This window comes from Microvirga aerophila (assembly GCF_003332305.1).
In the GTDB taxonomy this organism is placed as follows: Bacteria; Pseudomonadota; Alphaproteobacteria; order Rhizobiales; family Beijerinckiaceae; genus Microvirga; species Microvirga aerophila.
Genome location: NZ_QOIO01000045.1, coordinates 1 through 15,159 on the forward strand (window position 1 = coordinate 1; position 15,159 = coordinate 15,159).

Below are 15,159 nucleotides of genomic sequence, written 5' to 3' on the forward strand. Positions count from 1 at the left end.
ATCAGCTCCGCCCCGGAAGTCCCTGACCGACCGGGGACCGATGCCCGCCAACCGTCGCACTTCGGCTTGATTCCACAGATCTCTAAAATGAGATCGGTAGGAATGGGGAAATCACCTTCTGATAGGCGAAGGCGCTTTCTCGGTGCGGCTGGCACGGAAACTCCGACTTCTTTGCAAAAAGAACCGTCATTGGCTCCATAGCGCCGGTCGCTTGGCAGGAAGACGGTTCGCCCAAGACTGGGTCCTTAGAGCTTCCTCTCCATGAAAATCGTGATGGGCTGCAAGCTTAACGGAACCGCCCGGAAAGGGCTGCTGCGGGTGAAGCCAAAGGCCTCGTACAGCGCTATGGCGTCGGTCATGAACGTGACGGTTTCCAATCGCACGCCTGCGTATCCGTCATCGCGCATTCTCTCTAAGCAGGCGGTCATAAGGCCCTTCGCAACGCCTTTGCCTCTTGCCTCGGCGCGAACGTACATTTTCTGTAATTCGGCAATCCCGTCATTTGACCTCGAATAGCCAGCGCACCCGGCAACATCTTTGTCCACGCGGGCCAAGAAGAATGCCGCGCCGCGTTGGCTGAACTTTTCCATCAGAGTTTCTACAGTGTGTCCGTAGATGTATTCCATCAATTCAACATCGGGCACGCCGAACCTGCGAGACTGTTCGGCGTCCCATGTGCCCATGGCATTGATGAGCGCATGCGCCTCTTCAAAGTCAGGCAGAGAACTGATTGCGTGGATTTCCATGAAGCGGCCCTCCCAAAGGGAGCAACTGCCGAGTGGCAGATCCTACCTTATAGCGCAGATTCGCTTAATTGCGCCGATGCACCGGTGCTTTAGGCGGAGGTCCTGGCCTCGTGGTCCACAGATCGCAGCGGGCCGGTAGGGCTTGGCGATAAACACCGCCTGCTCGGGCAGATCGCCGTGAGCCGGTGCGGCGCGACCGGACACGATGCTGATGCGCGGCCAGCAATCGCGGGCCTGTCGAGCCAGTTCGAAGCCGTTCATCGAGCCGCAGTCCATCTCGGGCCATTCGACAACTTCACGGTGATGCTTGTGCGAGGTGATGGCACCCAGATTGTCTTCAAGCATGCCAACTTCCGCGATTCATCCAGCAGAGCCGGTCCAACTGACTGACCAAAATGCGGAGCGTTAACATAACCAATAACCTATCCTATCGGGAGCGGACGGTCGCGAGTGAGCGGAGAGGAGCGGCTGTTACGATAAACCTCACAAAGCGTTGAGCTTACTCAGGTAGCCCTGCCGCTTGCATGCCCTCGACGAGGCGCTGCGTATCCTCAGGGCGTTTAAGCAACTCTTTCGTAGCAAGGCAGGTCAGCGAGAAGTCAGGTGTCCGATTAAGCACCTCCGCTGCATGATCACGGGCGCGATCCATCTGGCCCAGGAGCGCGCAGCATGCAGCCTGATAGGCATGAGCCCAGACCGGTGTTGATGAAGAACGACGAAACGCCGCGAGGGCCTCGTCATATCGGGAGGCTACAAAATGAGCCACTCCAACCATGTTCCACCACCATGCCGGATCAAAATAGGGGTCGATCCGCTTGGCCTGCTCAAGCCAAGCGATGCCTTCATCGGCCCGCCCCAAGAACGTGTAGAGGACGCCCATGCCAGCGATCTGCTCCGGATCACACGGGTTGAGTTCAAGCGCCCGCAGCTTGTGCTGCTCGGCAAGATCGAAGGCTTTCCAGTGCAGATACACCCAACCCAGGATGTCGTGGCAGACCCTGTCATGCTGATCTAAGGCAACGGCCTTCTTTGCAAGTCCCAGGGCGCGATCCAACAGAGACTGCGATAAGCTCATCTCCCACCACCACTCAAGGGTGAGCAGGTAGGCAAGCCGTGCATGGGCCTGAGCGTAGTTTGGATCAAGCTCAAGAGCCCTCTCGTAGAGGCGGCGGGCCTCCGCCTCAGCCTCGGGCTCAACCACGGGGAGTGAGCGCCCATGCAGAACGCACTCATAAGCGGCCAGACTCGCAGGTGGCTTGCGCTTCGCGCGCTCGGCACCTGCTGCTCCAAGCCGCCCCACCAAGGACGCAACAATGACACGAACGATCTCGTCTTGGATCGCGAAGATATGCTGTTGGGTACGGTCGAAGCGTTCAGACCAAAGATGATTGCCGGAGATGGCATCAGTCAGTTGGGCTGTAATCCGAAGCCGGTCACCCAGGCGACGAACGCTTCCCTCGACGATGTAGTCAACGCCAAGCTCCTGCTTTAGCTGCCATCCGTCCACATTTCGGTCGCGCCACCCAAAAGTGGAGCTTTTCGCCCTGACAGTAAGCTCATGAAAGCGGGACAGATCAGTGATGATGTCCTCGGTGATGCCGTCGCTGAAATACTGCTGTGCCGGATCATCGCTCAAATTAGCGAATGGCATGACAGCAATCGTCAACCTGCCGCCATCGCTTCGGGATGCTTCTTTGCCACGCCTCTGCTTGTGCTCCATGATAGTGGGATCGGCGACATGATAAACCTGAACCGGCTCTTCCATGTTCTTGACGACATGTGAACCAAGATCATTGTAGGCCAGAGGCAGGACTTTTCTGACAAAGGCATGCGCTGTGCCTGAAATGCACACACCCCCTGGCTCAGCAAGGCTCTCCAGCCGAGCCGCAATATTGACCCCGTCGCCCATCAGATCGCCGTTTTGAACCATCACGTCTCCAACATGGACCCCGAGCCGAAACCGGACACGCTGCTCGTCAGGGATATCCAGGTTGGCCTGTGCAAGTGCCGCCTGCACCGCAATGGCACACTGGACCGCATCAACGGCACTCGGAAACTCGGCCAGGACGCTATCGCCAGCCGTATTGGCGATCCGCCCACCATGCTCGGCGATAAGGCGGCTCATGATCTGACGATGAGCCGTCAGAGCGTGGAGAGTTCCGACCTCATCCTGCTCCATCAGGCGCGAATAATTTGCCACGTCAGCCGCGAAGATCGCTGCCAGTCGCCGCTCGATCTTATGCTCCTTCCGAGCCATGGGACCCTCGGTGCGGTTCCGGAAAGGATTCCGATGCGGGTGAGGTGTCCAGCCTCGGCCTGCACTGGGCAGCCCTTTGACTGTCAAGCTTCAGCGAGACCATCATGAAAAGACCCGCCGGAACGGGTCTTCAACTCCTGCGATCCTCAGTTCTCTGGTGCGGGTTGCGAGTCAGGGACCTCGGGTGGGCTCACCTGAAATGCGACAAACTTCAAGGGCGTCTGGTCCGTGTTGGTCGCGCGCATGACCGTGTTGATCGGCTCCAGGTATGCCTCACCCGCCTTGGTGACAATCGGGTCCTTTCCCTTGATCTCGACGGTTGACGTGCCCTCGATCACGTAAACCACAACAGGGGTCGGATGGGTGTGCCACCCGCCGATCTTCCCCGGTTCGAGGGTTGCGGTCTCAACCGGCGCCTCAAGCCGGTCCGCCTTCGGGAAGTTGGTGGTGACCTCCTTGAGGATAAAGGGTGAGGGTGATGCTTGCTGTTGCGCTTGGGCAGATAAGGCGACACACGCACAGGCGGCTCCGAGAACGATGCTCTTCATATCGTGCTCCTCCCTGTGAGGGAGGAGCATTATAGCACGAACGCAGCCATCGTTGCTGACCTCCTTCGAGCCACTCTGGATCGACAGAGCCTGCCACGTGAACCCCGCCCGTGGGGGATTTAACTTTGACAAGTTAGCCGATGAGGAATGGAATCGTTGATGCCGCCTGCGTCCCTTGGACGGTGATGGGTCATACATGGAGGAGACCATGGGTGAAATTGACCGGCGATCTGCTCTTCTGGACATCTACTCGCCCCTGAGGGACAGAGCCGGAAGGAATTGCTGCGATGACGGGGATTGTCGCCCTGCGCCCTACCGGGTGATGCCGACCGGGGTACAGATGGGTACCGTCAAGTTGTCGGAGAAGGATACGCGAACCCTGGTTTGAGGCTGGATCAGGCGACAGTCACGACGCCGGTTATCTCAGTCCAGGCCTGGAACGCCCGAGCTCGGGCACGGCGATGATCAGCGGCCTTGGAGTGGGTAGAGCGGCGGAAGAGGTTTGCTACCTGATCGTGGACTGAGAGAAAGCGTTGGGCCTGACCGGCTGACTTGAAGCGCTTCATGATCCGCTCCCGTCGTCGGGTCGGCTGATGGCTGTTTTCCGCGCGATTGTTTAAGCCCTTATGCTGCCGATGCTCGACGCCGGGCATGACTTCTCGCTTTGCAGCGGCATAGCTGGCCAGTTTGTCGGTGATCATTACGCGAGGAGCGATCCCCTGCTTCTTGAGCAGCTTCCGCAGCAAGCGTTTGGCTGCTTTGGCATTGCGGCGGCTCTGAACCAGGATATCGAGCACGGCCCCGTGCTGGTCAACGGCGCGCCACAACCAATGCTTCTTGCCGGCGATGCTGATCGCAACCTCATCAAGATGCCATTTGTCTCCGGATGCGGGCAAACGCCGGCGGATCTGCTTGGCAAAGCTCTGGCCAATCTTCATCGCCCATTGCCGCACCGACTCATGACTGACCAGGATACCGCGGGCTGCGAGCAGCTCTTCGACCATGCGCAGGCTCAACGGAAACCGGAAGTACAGCCAGACGGCGTAGCTGATCACTTCAGCCGGAAAGCGGTGGCGAGCAAAGCGGGAATGGCGAAGCGGTGTCATTTCTCACGTATGCCCCGATCCGGTCACCTTCGGGTTAATTTGACGGTGCCGCCGGGCCTGCCGACGAGGTAGGCTCGGCTCCCTCGGACGGGGCGCATCGGACACCTGCACCCCATTGGCAAGGCGCGACACTACGTTTGCAGGTGCGCCCTGAACTGGAGGACACGCAATGGTCAACAGCCCGACACACCGCCTCCAGGCGTATAGTGAGTTTTCACTCGTGCTCGACCCGTCCATCTACGAGGCACTGCCTGACGACTGGCTCATCGGGATAACGGACGTTGTCGACTCGACCTCAGCCGTCAAGGCGGGGCGTTATAAAGACGTCAACTACGCAGGCGCCTCCGTGATTGCCGCTCTTGGCAATGCCTGGGGTACGTTCGACTTTCCTTTTGTGTTTCGGGGCGACGGAGCTGCCTTTGCTTTGCCGCCACAGGGCCTCATGGTCGCGACCTCGGCTCTCCAACAGGTTGCGGCTTTTGCCAGAGCCAGTCTTGGTCTCACTCTTCGTATAGGGCTGCTGTCGGTGCGCGACATCCGCTCCCGCGGACGCGACGTGAGGATTGCCCGATACGCGGTCTCGGCAAGCGCGACCTATGCGATGTTCGCCGGGGCGGGCTGAAATGGGCGGAGCAGCAGATCAAGAACGAGCGGTATCTCGTCAAGCCGGGTAAGCACACCACGCAGCCGGACCTGACCGGGCTGACCTGTGACTGGACGCCCCTTCCCAGCCAGCAGGGCGATATACTGTCGCTATTGGTCGAGCCTCATGATCATACCAGTCCGGAAGTCTTTGCTGGGGGTGCCAAGCGGGAAGTACGGCATCAGCCACCGCGACCTTGCCGAGATGATGCAGGAACGTGGTGTCACCGTTGATCCATCCACGATCTTTCGTTGGGTTCAGCGCTATGCCCCAGAGAACGAGAAGCGGATCCGACCGATAGCAGAGTCGTCCCCGGTGTCTCGGTTCCCGGGACGCCAATCGTTGATCACGCGCTCGAGTACGCCCGACAGAGATGAAAGCCGTACCTGTATAATCACGTCGTTCGCTCATGGCTCTTTGCCACCCGGCTCGGACAGCTTCAGAGCATTGAGCACGACTCGGAGGTCGTTGCCGTTCTGCACCGGGTCACTCCTCACGAGGTGGAGGACGTCACGCTATCCTCATTGAGACCGGACTTCGCCTGATCGAGGCCCACTCAACTCACCCGCCCCCCTCAACATCATTACCGCATCGCACGTCGGTTTAGTGCAGAAGCGCTTATCGGCGCCGGAGCAGCGAGAACAGTGTGATGCCAAGTGCGACAATGTCGGGAGAGATCTCCGCCAAATGCATCTCGAAAAGGCGGCACGGTCCCGCATAGAGAGGCTTTCATGCAAGACCGTGCCGTTCAATACTCACATACGGGGCTTCGCGTTCTGCCCCTACAACCGAGTTTATTATACCCGTAATGCATGGCTGATGTATCAGTAGGGCGAAGGAACAGACAGGGCAAATGGCGTGATTGCAGGAAGTAGATTGCGGGAACGCACTCATTCGCTCCGCAAGAGGTGGTCTGGATCATGCTCTCTCGGCCGGCAGCTCGGGGGTACCTCCTGTCAATGGCAATGTCTGCCCGCCGCGGCCGCGAACTGTCTTTACAGGTCCGGCGTATGCATGTGTAGCCGCGGCGCCGGTCCTGACTTCACGTCAGGCCCCTTGTAGGTGTAGCGGAAGGTACAGCATGGGGCTCCGGCCATGATCGTTTGGTCACGCTGCAGCGTCATGTTCGGATCGTATCCCTCGCAGAACGTGCCGTCTCGATTGCAGGACAGGAGGTGCCCAATTTCACCAAGTCCCATTTCCTTGTACATCTCAGCGTAACGGCAGCGGGTGACGTTGAAGTCGAACTTGGTGTCGCTGGCCTCCAGCACGTCGATCTCAAGGGCGCCGTCGGACGTCCAAAGGTTATACAAGGCGATGAAGTCCCTCATGGACGTTTGCCCCTCGGGAGCCCGTTGGGCGAAGTACTGGCCTTCGGCGATTGCGGCCTTGCGGATGGCGGCGTCGAGGATCTCGGCCGCTTTCTCCTCGCCGAGTTGGCGGACCATCTCCTCGTAGATCGGCCCGATGACCTGAGCCTGCAGGCGGCGCTTCGTCAGTGTCGGTGTTTCATTCATCTTTCCGCTCGTGCTGTTTCAGATCGAACCAGCCAACCCGACCAGGCAGCCGAGACTGGCGAACCCGCTCGCGCATGAGCCAGAATATCAGGAGGTCGACATTGGCGACAGCACAAACTCTGACTGGAGGCTCGTGGTAGGGTGGACGGTCTGTCATTGGAGTTCTCCTGGTTGACTGTATGGTCCTGTTTCGTGTTCCCGCGGATCAGATGCCCATGTAGACGAGCTTGGTGAACAGGCTGGGGTTCACGGCGAACTGGCCCCACTTGGCGTCATAGGAAGCGGTCGGCTTGGCTGCGATGGTGTCATCCAGCGACCGGCCCTGTTTCTTGAGGGCAGCCACCTTGTCGCGGATGTCGACGAGCATGTCGCGGTAGGCCTTGAGCTCCGTCTTGTTGCTGGCCGGAGGCCCATGGCCGGGGATCACGATCGTGTTGTCCTGCGCCGCCGCCAGATTGGCCTCGGCGGCCCGGATCGTCCCGTCGATGCTGCCGCCGGTCGAGTAGTCGATAAACGGATAGAACCCATTCCAGTACGTATCGCCGGTATGCAGGATATCCGCCTCCATGAAGGTGACAGAGAGGTCGCCGTCCGTATGGGACGGCCCGTAGTACTTCAGTGCAAGCGTCGCACCGTTCGCCTTCAGGGTTCTGTCGGTGGCGACCACCTCGCTCGGAACGGCGTCGGCCGGGGAGGGAGGGAAGTTGAAGTTCCAGTCCTCGACCCGCGTAGCCTCTGCGAGATGTTTGCGGGCATTCTCATGGGCGATGATGGTGGCGCCTTCCTTCCTGAGCCACTCGTTGCCGTCGGCATGATCGAAGTGCCAGTGGGTGTTGATCAGGTAGCGGACCGGATCCTTGCTGAGGCTTCCTAGGGCTTCCAGGATGCGTGGACGAGACGCAGTGATGCCAGCGTCCACCAGAACCTTGCCGTCGGAGCCGGTGAGCACGGCGATGTTGCCGCCGGAGCCTTCGAGCACGTTGACGTTGCCTCTCAGCTTGTGGATCTTGATCGACGCTTCCGCGGCCGATGCCCGGATGTTATCGACGATGGTTTTGGCTTGGGCAAACACCTCGCTTGGGGAGGGCCAACCGCCCGTGGCCGCGAAGGTGGTCGCGCCAACACAGCACAGGCAGAAGCCGCGGCGCGAGAGATAGGGGTGGTGGACATAGGTCATGCGAGAGCCTCCTCAATCCTTCCGACGACGGAAGGGTGGGCATGGACGACAGACGCGACAGGCAACAGCCGCAATATACACCAGCCAGCGAGGTTTGTGAGCAGTCGGTTTGGGGGTGAGCCTCCAGGGTCGCGTTGCGGCTTTGAGGTCAATACTTCATCAAAGCGAGGTGATGGGAGACAATGCCTCCCACCCCTCAACCATCATTCAGCAGACCTGCCGTCTGCGGCCGAAGCGCTTACAAACGGCCTGCTCACCCTGGACAACAACCACCTGATCATCAGGTGGTCGTGAGCGGCGCCGGGCTTGCCTATAGCAATGAAAAGATCATGCGCCTGAGATCGCATCAGCCCACAAGGCAAAACACAATCCACATCATCAGCTGATGCGGGCCTCGCACAAATTCAAATCGTCATTGGGCAATTGAACATGATCTGGAGCCCTCCGACCTGTACTGGTGCGCAACAAGCGGCTGTTGATCAGACAGTATGAACCCGCTATCGAATGGATGGTGCGTACATCAGGCCGCTCTCCATCCGTGAAGAATTCATGCTTGGCCGGAAGGGAAGCGCGGCAGCGGAGCAGCACCCGATCAGCGTGCCGACGATTCCCGCATTCCAAGCCTCGACAGGTAGCTCAGCGAACATGAATGCAGCGCAGGCCAAGCCTATGCCGAAAAGCAAGTTGGTCCACTTCAACCCCTTATTTGGACCTTCATATCTTATCTTGACGTCCTTTCTCGTCTGGTACCGGAGCACCTCAACATCTGAGTTGAGGTGGTTCGTGCGAGAAGAAAGCGGCAGTGCGGCGCACACGCCTATCCTACCCAAGCATCTGTTGGGCTATGCTAAGGAATAAATCGTCTAGACGTCGGACTAGATATGCATAGCGAAGCAATAGGGTCACACCATGCTTCGGTATAGGAGAAGATGACCTCTCGATAGATAGCCGCTCGCTGCCTGATATTGAAAAATGCATGTAGGTTCGACGAAGCGCATGAGCGGCATTTGCTCCAATGAACTCGAACACCAAGCATGCGGTTCAAAATGGCATCGGGAAGGCCGGCAGGTGGTTCTCCGCGAAACACGGATGAGCCATATGAACAGAATCGGGCAAGCATGCGCCGCTCGCTGGATCTTGGTCGCCCTGGTGATTGTCGCGCTCAGCGCCTGCACCTCGCGGTCGGGACCTGAAGTGCTGCAGCCGTCCGGTGTGGTTCGCGGCAGCAAGATCGTCACCATTTTTGTCGCGACCCTGCGAACGCCGGAGCCTGGATCGGCAACTGCATTCAGCAGCGGCCAGTCGCAGACACTTCGCTTCGCCCGGTACGTGATCTCGATCCCACCGACACACCGAACCGATGCGATCGAGTGGCCAAGTGACCCGCCTGATCCGGCTACCGATTTTGTCACCGTCGAGGCGGCGCGCCTCTCGGAGGCTGAGTTCCGATCCGGCATTGCCGGGGCGGAGAACAATGGACGGTCCATTCGGCTTTTCGTTCACGGATATAATAACAGCTTTCAGGAAACAGTTTATCGCCTCGCGCAGATTACCGCAGATGCTCACGATAATCGGGTCGCGGTGCTGTTTGCCTGGCCGTCCCATGGAAATCCGCTTAGCTACAGCGCGGACCTAGCGGCGGCGGGAGCATCGACGGACGGTCTTGCGAGGACCATCGAAATCCTGGCTGAGCGGCCGCGAGCGCGGGTCGTGTTGCTTGCTCACAGCATGGGAGGATGGCTGACGATGGAGACACTGGCCAAAATGAGCCGCGAGCGTCGTCGAGCGATGTTCGAGCAGTTCTCGAATGTCGTTTTGGCCGCTCCCGATATCGACGTCGTCGACATGGTACACCAGCTCGAGATCATCGGTCGGCTTCCGCGTCCTCTCACGCTGCTCGTATCGAGCGATGACACCGCTCTGACCCTGTCCCGCATCATCACCGGGGGGCGGCGTGTCGGCGCCGACGATGTCCACGATCCGTGGGTTCAGGCGGCGGCCAGGCGATATGGCGCCCGCGTTGTCGACATCTCGGAACTGACGACGTCCGACAGCTTCAGGCATGCGCGCTTTACCGCAATGGTCGCTCTCTACTCAAAATTTCAGGCTCAGATCGAAGACCCGCTCGGAAAGCGCTATGCTGGACCAGGCGTGTTCGTGTTCAAAGCCGCGACCTCGACGCTAGAGCCAATCGACCGGTGAGCGGCCGATTCGATCAACACTCTTAAAGCTGGGTCAGGGGCAGATGGCATCGTCGCAAGGAACAGATACTTCATCGCGAGGAACAGAGAATGCATGCATTCGCGCCCCTACGCTCGGGGCGGCCAAGGCTGCTGGCACGCGGACCACGCTTTATGTCGGTCTCACCCTGTGTCTGATTGCGCTGACGGCCGCCGTCCTGCTTGCCATGGGTCGGATGCCGATCTGCACCTGCGGGACAATCGAGGTCTGGCACGGGACAGTCAAGGATTCGGGCAATTCCCAGCACCTGACAGACTGGTACACCCCATCCCACATTATTCACGGCTTTCTGTTTTATGGCGGCACGTGGCTCGTCGGCATCGTGCGAGGGCGGCCGCTGCCGCTGGGCGTGGCGTTCCTGCTGGCTCTCGGCATCGAATGCGCCTGGGAACTGGCCGAGAACACGAACACGGTTATCGACCGCTACCGTGCGACGAATATTGCTCTCGACTACTATGGCGACAGTGTCATCAACTCAGTCATGGACATTGGCGCCATGATCGTTGGCTTCTGGCTCGCTCGGATCTGGCCCGTCTGGCTGACGGTGATGGTCGCTCTGCTCATGGAGCTAATCGTCGGATACTGGATCCGCGACAATCTCACCCTCAACGTCATCATGCTGATCTATCCCATCGAGGCCATCAACCAGTGGCAAGCGGGGAACTGACCAACCTGCTATCAAGCTGACCCACACTTCTTCATGTTTTAAGCGGTCAGCCGATCAGGCCTACTCGCGTGTTCTCAGCTCGGCGATGGCAGCAATCAAGCCGGATTGGTACTTCTCGAGCAGGAGCGCTATCACGTTCCCGGCGCTCTGACTTCCAACTCTTTTGACCAGGAAGCGGTTTAAGCTATCCTGTCTTGCACGGCATCGCTCAAACGCTTGCTCTGCAAGTTGCTCTGCCGTCTGGTTCGCCTGAAGCCTTCCCCTTATGACGGATGCAGCACAGACCTGCCATTGATCGTTGAGGGCTCTTGCCTCCTCAAAGACCGTGAGAGGATCGAACTCGTCAGCCTCGACGGAGGGGCCAACAATCAATGAGGCGACCAGGCATCCGGCGGCCAGCACACTACGCCAGCCATTCACTCGAATACGTGCGGATAGAAAAGTACCCGTATGTTCGGCCAGCGGAAGAGCGCGCCGGAGGGAATGCCGCCCGAGATCGACAGGGTGGCGGTGAACGGGAACCAACGGGACATCATACATGCTTATGCGTCCCGGTTGAGATGCTTAAGGCACGCAGAACCTGCTCTACCCAAGCGGAGCAATCCGCCTCCATTTGGCAGGGCGGGTTGGGCATGAGAACACGCTCCATCGCGTGCGCCAAACACCACCTCGCGAACTGCTCCGCGGTGGAATGGGTGTCCTGGATCTGGATGCTGCCGGCAGCCACGTGGATGTCGAGGTACTCCGCAATCCGTTCGACCGTCGGGCCAAGGGTTTGCGTGAAGAACTCTTCGCCCAGACGTGGGAAACGGCCGAGGGCACCGATGACCAGGCGCAGGGTAGCCACTGTCGCTGGAGCTTCCATGACCTTGAGAATTGCGATCCCGATCTGCCTCAGAGCAGCGGCTGAGTTCGGATCCTCCAGATCGGGGGATGGCAGCTCCCTTATGATGCACCCTGCTTCCGCGCCGATCAGCGACCTGAACAAATCATCCTTACTGTCGAAGTGGTTGTAGAGCGTACCCTTCGAGACTCCCGCTTGGACGGCGATCTCGTCCATGCTGGCTTCCGCATAGCCGTTTAGGAGGAAGACCTGTCGGGCGCCGTCGAGGATCTGACGCTTCTTGAGGATGCTCCGAAGATCAGCGGTACGGCCGTCACCCGCGGGAGGTATGTTACCGTGCATGATACATCCTTGAAACCTGTGACGTGGTTGATGGTGGGCCCCGGCACCGCTGCCGGGGCCCGGCGGGATGCTCATGGGGCCTGCGTGGAGGGGGCACAGGACTGCAAGCTGAGCTTCCCGCGGTGGGTAGATCGTTGTCGACGTGGACGCTCAGCGCGGTTTGATCGCGCTCCACTGTTTAGCGGAACCGCCTGAAGCGGGATCTCGTCCAGCTCTCGATTCACCTGAGGCCGGGGTTGCAACACAACCGGCTCCGATGACTGTTCAGCCTGCGATTTTGCGTATCGGGAAAGGCCGACCTTGATCGCGATCAGCGCGGGCGCGGCGACGACAAAAAGCAGGGCCACTGCATTGAACGCCGTATCGAAGGCGATCACGGTGGATTGACCTGTAACGACCCTGCCCAGCAGGCTCATGGCGGCGCGGCTGGCGGCCACGGCGTCCATTCCTTTTGCTGCCAGCATGGCTGTTGTCGTCGTCAGCCGCTCACTGACCGCAGGAACGCCTGCGGTGACGTGGGAGCCCAGCACCGCGACGTTGCCAGCGACGTTATGGTCGATCAGGGTCTGGAGCCAGGCGACTCCCATGAGGCCGCCAAGCTGACGCCCCGAGTTGAAGAGACCAATCCCGGACGCAAGATTGCGGCTGCTGAGATTGGTGAACGCGATCAGGGTGATTGACAGAAACAGAAAGCCGAGACCCAGGCCCCGCAACAGGATGGCCGCCATCATGTCGTCCGCGCCGCTTTCGCTGGTCGAGCCCGACAGCATCCACATCGCAACCATGATCAGCAGGATTCCAAAGGGCACCGTGGCGAACGGAGGAACGCGGCGGACCTGTATGAGGAAGGCGGCGATAAGGAGTGCTCCGACAAAAAGGGCGCCACTTGGCAAAAGGAGCAGGCCGGCATCGGTCGGCGTGAACGCAAGGATGGAGACGGCGAATGAAGGGATCAGGAACGCGCTCCCGAACAAAGCGGCGCCGGCAACAAAGCTGACGACAAAGGCAAAGGTGAAATCGTCAGACCGGAACGAGGTAAAATCAAGCAGGCCCTGATCCTTTGCCATGACTTGTTGGCCAAGAAAGGCCAGCAGGGTGGCTGTGCCGATCACCGTCAGCCACAGAATGCGTGGCTCCTCGAACCAGTCCCATCGGCTGCCCTGGCTGAAGACATAGGTGAAGCAGAAAAGCGTGACGGAGATCAGGACAAAGCCGATCCAATCAAACGGACGGCGCGGGGTTGTCGCGGGCGTTGGGCCGTCCGCAATCAGGAGCAGGCCAGCGGCCGCTAGCGCTACCGGAACAACGCTGAAGAAGATCCATGTCCAGGAGTGGGTATCGAGCAACCAGCCTTGTAGGGCAGGGGCGATCGTCGCGGGCGCGACGACCGACCCCATCGCAAACAGGGCCTGAAGGATCGGCTGGTGAGATTTTGGATAGGCGAGAAAGATGATCGCCTGCCCTCCTACAAGCAGGGTGCCGCCGGAGAAGCCTTGTATGACGCGGAGCGCGACCAGTAGGTCCAACCGAGCGGTGAGGGCGGCCAAACCGCAGGCAGCGCCCATAATCAGGATTGAGCCGATAATCAGACGACGCGGATTGATCCGTGTCATAAGCCAAGGAGCAGCGATGAACCCGATCAGCTTGCAAGCGGTGTATCCGACATCGAGCCAGGCGAACTCATCCGGCGTGGCATAGGTGTCGCCGATGATATCGCCCCGCCCAAGTGACAGGACGGTGCTGGCGATCGCCTCCGTCAGCGCGGCAAGCACGATGCCTGTAACAAGAAGGACTCCTGTCGCAGGCTTGTCGCGGCTCGGCAGGGCGACGACGGCCGTGGTCACGAGCCGCTTCCTTCGGTGATCTCGACCCGCGCGGACAGGCCGGGCACGAGGCGGCCGGGCAACGGATTGTTGGCGAACCGGATCTTGACCGGAACGCGCTGGACGACGCGAACGAAGTTTCCTGTCGCATTGTCTGCAGGGAGCAAGCTGAAGGCGGACCCGCTCCCGGGCGCGAAGCTGTCCACCACGCCTTCGAGCGCCTCATTCGGATAGCCATCGACGGTGATCCGGGCGTGCTGACCGGGCCGGATATGCTCGAGCTGGGTTTCCTTGAAGTTCGCCACGATCCATACATCGGCGACTGGAACGATATCGAGCAGGGCGCCGCCCGGCGCGACCAGCCGGCCAACGCGGACTTGGCGGTTGCCGATCACACCGCCGACCGGCGCATGGACCACAGTATTGTCGAGATCGATCTGGGCAAGATCGCGTGCCGCCTGGGCCTGCGCCACGGCCGCCACGGCCGCTTCGCGCTGCGTAGCAAGGACGGCGATACGCCGCTGCTGAGCCTCAACCGTTGCTGCCGCCGCCGATAGGCCCGCCTCGGCTTGCAATCGTGCCGCGTCGCTCTCATCGATCTGGGCCTGGCTGACAGCGTTGCTGCGGATCAGCTGGCGGTGGCGGCCGGAGGCTTTGGTCGCGCGGTTCAACTCGGCCACAGCCGATTGCTTCTGGGCTTCGGCCTGCCGGATGAGCGCATGCTGGAGTTCAGTCTCGGCATCGACATTGGTCAAACGAGCCTGAGCCGCTTCAATATTAGCAACAGCCTGCGCAAGCCGGGCCCGGTAGTCCCGATCGTCAATCCGGAACAAAACGTCGCCCGCCCGGACCGTTTGATTGTCCTCGATCTCGACCTCGGTGACGTAGCCCGCGACCTTCGGGGCGAGGGAGGTCACGTCGCCGCGAATGTAGGCGTTGTCCGTCGACGTCTCGTCGCCTGAGCGGGCCCAGGCCCATCCCGCAGCTGGAACCACCACGGCGCCAAGGCAGAGCAACAGGCCGATCCGCTTTTTCTTGCTGAGACGCGCCATGGCGCCCTCCGGTAATGGTTGTTACCAGCCGAATACGGTAATGCGCGTTACCAGTCAAGAGGATCTAAGCACCTGGATCTCATGCTCAATCTTCTTGATGCAGTCTGTTAGTGCAGTGCCTTGGAGCATGACCATTCAACGGACGTCGCGCTATTAATCTGGTGGCGTGGGCATCCACTCGATAGGTCTACGACGA

At 60.0% G+C, this 15,159-nt stretch carries 13 protein-coding genes and 2 pseudogenes; 4 read left to right on the forward strand and 11 right to left on the reverse strand.

The genetic code is table 11. The features are described from left to right. Positions 1 to 245: 245 nt before the first annotated feature. The 5 genes from DRB19_RS21055 to DRB19_RS21075 all read right to left on the reverse strand — a co-directional run bounded on the left by DRB19_RS21055 (position 246) and on the right by DRB19_RS21075 (position 4,657). Complete coding sequence (locus DRB19_RS21055) at positions 246 to 746, reverse strand: GNAT family N-acetyltransferase (RefSeq protein ID WP_114187997.1); 501 nt, start codon at positions 744 to 746, stop codon at positions 246 to 248. A 42-nt stretch (positions 747 to 788) separates the two neighbouring features. Beyond that, positions 789 to 1,091 (reverse strand): hypothetical protein, encoded by a 303-nt coding sequence (locus DRB19_RS21060; RefSeq protein WP_114187998.1) that lies wholly within the window; start codon positions 1,089 to 1,091, stop codon positions 789 to 791. Between the two features lie 154 nt (positions 1,092 to 1,245). Further along, positions 1,246 to 3,003, reverse strand: coding sequence for an adenylate/guanylate cyclase domain-containing protein (locus DRB19_RS21065; protein WP_114187999.1), 1,758 nt, complete (start codon positions 3,001 to 3,003; stop codon positions 1,246 to 1,248). 146 nt (positions 3,004 to 3,149) lie between these two features. After that, positions 3,150 to 3,551 carry a cupin domain-containing protein gene (locus DRB19_RS30085; protein WP_162815789.1) on the reverse strand — a complete coding sequence of 134 codons (402 nt, stop codon included), beginning with the start codon at positions 3,549 to 3,551 and terminating at the stop codon, positions 3,150 to 3,152. Between the two features lie 395 nt (positions 3,552 to 3,946). Further along, entirely contained in the window at positions 3,947 to 4,657 is a 711-nt protein-coding gene (locus DRB19_RS21075; protein WP_114188001.1) for an IS6 family transposase, read from the reverse strand. A gap of 169 nt (positions 4,658 to 4,826) precedes the next feature. Here DRB19_RS21075 and DRB19_RS30610 point away from each other — a divergent pair. Both DRB19_RS30610 and DRB19_RS21085 read left to right on the forward strand, forming a co-directional pair. Then, positions 4,827 to 5,470, forward strand: a pseudogene (locus DRB19_RS30610) (DUF3095 family protein); the annotation flags it as partial. A 1-nt stretch (position 5,471) separates the two neighbouring features. Continuing rightward, positions 5,472 to 5,594, forward strand: a pseudogene (locus DRB19_RS21085) (IS6 family transposase); the annotation flags it as partial. 701 nt (positions 5,595 to 6,295) lie between these two features. Here DRB19_RS21085 and DRB19_RS21095 read toward each other — a convergent pair. Next, positions 6,296 to 6,817: an L-2-amino-thiazoline-4-carboxylic acid hydrolase gene (locus DRB19_RS21095; protein ID WP_114188002.1), complete on the reverse strand. Its 522-nt coding sequence runs from the start codon at positions 6,815 to 6,817 to the stop codon at positions 6,296 to 6,298. A 205-nt stretch (positions 6,818 to 7,022) separates the two neighbouring features. Continuing rightward, on the reverse strand, positions 7,023 to 7,994 hold the full coding sequence (locus DRB19_RS21100) for an MBL fold metallo-hydrolase (RefSeq protein ID WP_114188003.1): 972 nt from the start codon (positions 7,992 to 7,994) through the stop codon (positions 7,023 to 7,025). A gap of 1,098 nt (positions 7,995 to 9,092) precedes the next feature. Between DRB19_RS21100 and DRB19_RS21110 the strand changes: the two genes are divergently transcribed. Both DRB19_RS21110 and DRB19_RS21115 read left to right on the forward strand, forming a co-directional pair. Next, a complete protein-coding gene (locus DRB19_RS21110) occupies positions 9,093 to 10,196 on the forward strand; it encodes an alpha/beta hydrolase (protein WP_245439712.1) in 1,104 nt (367 codons plus the stop codon). A 43-nt stretch (positions 10,197 to 10,239) separates the two neighbouring features. Then, complete coding sequence (locus DRB19_RS21115; RefSeq protein WP_114188005.1) at positions 10,240 to 10,902, forward strand: DUF2585 domain-containing protein; 663 nt, start codon at positions 10,240 to 10,242, stop codon at positions 10,900 to 10,902. Positions 10,903 to 10,962: 60 nt separating this feature from the next. Here the strand turns inward: DRB19_RS21115 and DRB19_RS21120 are convergent, their stop codons facing one another. The 4 genes from DRB19_RS21120 to DRB19_RS21135 all read right to left on the reverse strand — a co-directional run bounded on the left by DRB19_RS21120 (position 10,963) and on the right by DRB19_RS21135 (position 14,963). Next, entirely contained in the window at positions 10,963 to 11,442 is a 480-nt protein-coding gene (locus tag DRB19_RS21120) for a hypothetical protein (RefSeq protein WP_162815790.1), read from the reverse strand. Beyond that, complete coding sequence (locus DRB19_RS21125) at positions 11,435 to 12,088, reverse strand: TetR/AcrR family transcriptional regulator (RefSeq protein ID WP_162815791.1); 654 nt, start codon at positions 12,086 to 12,088, stop codon at positions 11,435 to 11,437. Before DRB19_RS21125 ends, DRB19_RS21120 begins: the two co-directional genes overlap by 8 nt. A 71-nt stretch (positions 12,089 to 12,159) precedes the next feature. Then, the gene (locus DRB19_RS21130; RefSeq protein ID WP_162815792.1) at positions 12,160 to 13,932 is read right to left on the reverse strand and encodes a DHA2 family efflux MFS transporter permease subunit; all 1,773 of its coding nucleotides are present in this window, start codon (positions 13,930 to 13,932) and stop codon (positions 12,160 to 12,162) included. Next, entirely contained in the window at positions 13,929 to 14,963 is a 1,035-nt protein-coding gene (locus tag DRB19_RS21135; RefSeq protein ID WP_114188008.1) for an HlyD family secretion protein, read from the reverse strand. Before DRB19_RS21135 ends, DRB19_RS21130 begins: the two co-directional genes overlap by 4 nt. Between the last annotated feature and the right edge of the window lie 196 nt (positions 14,964 to 15,159).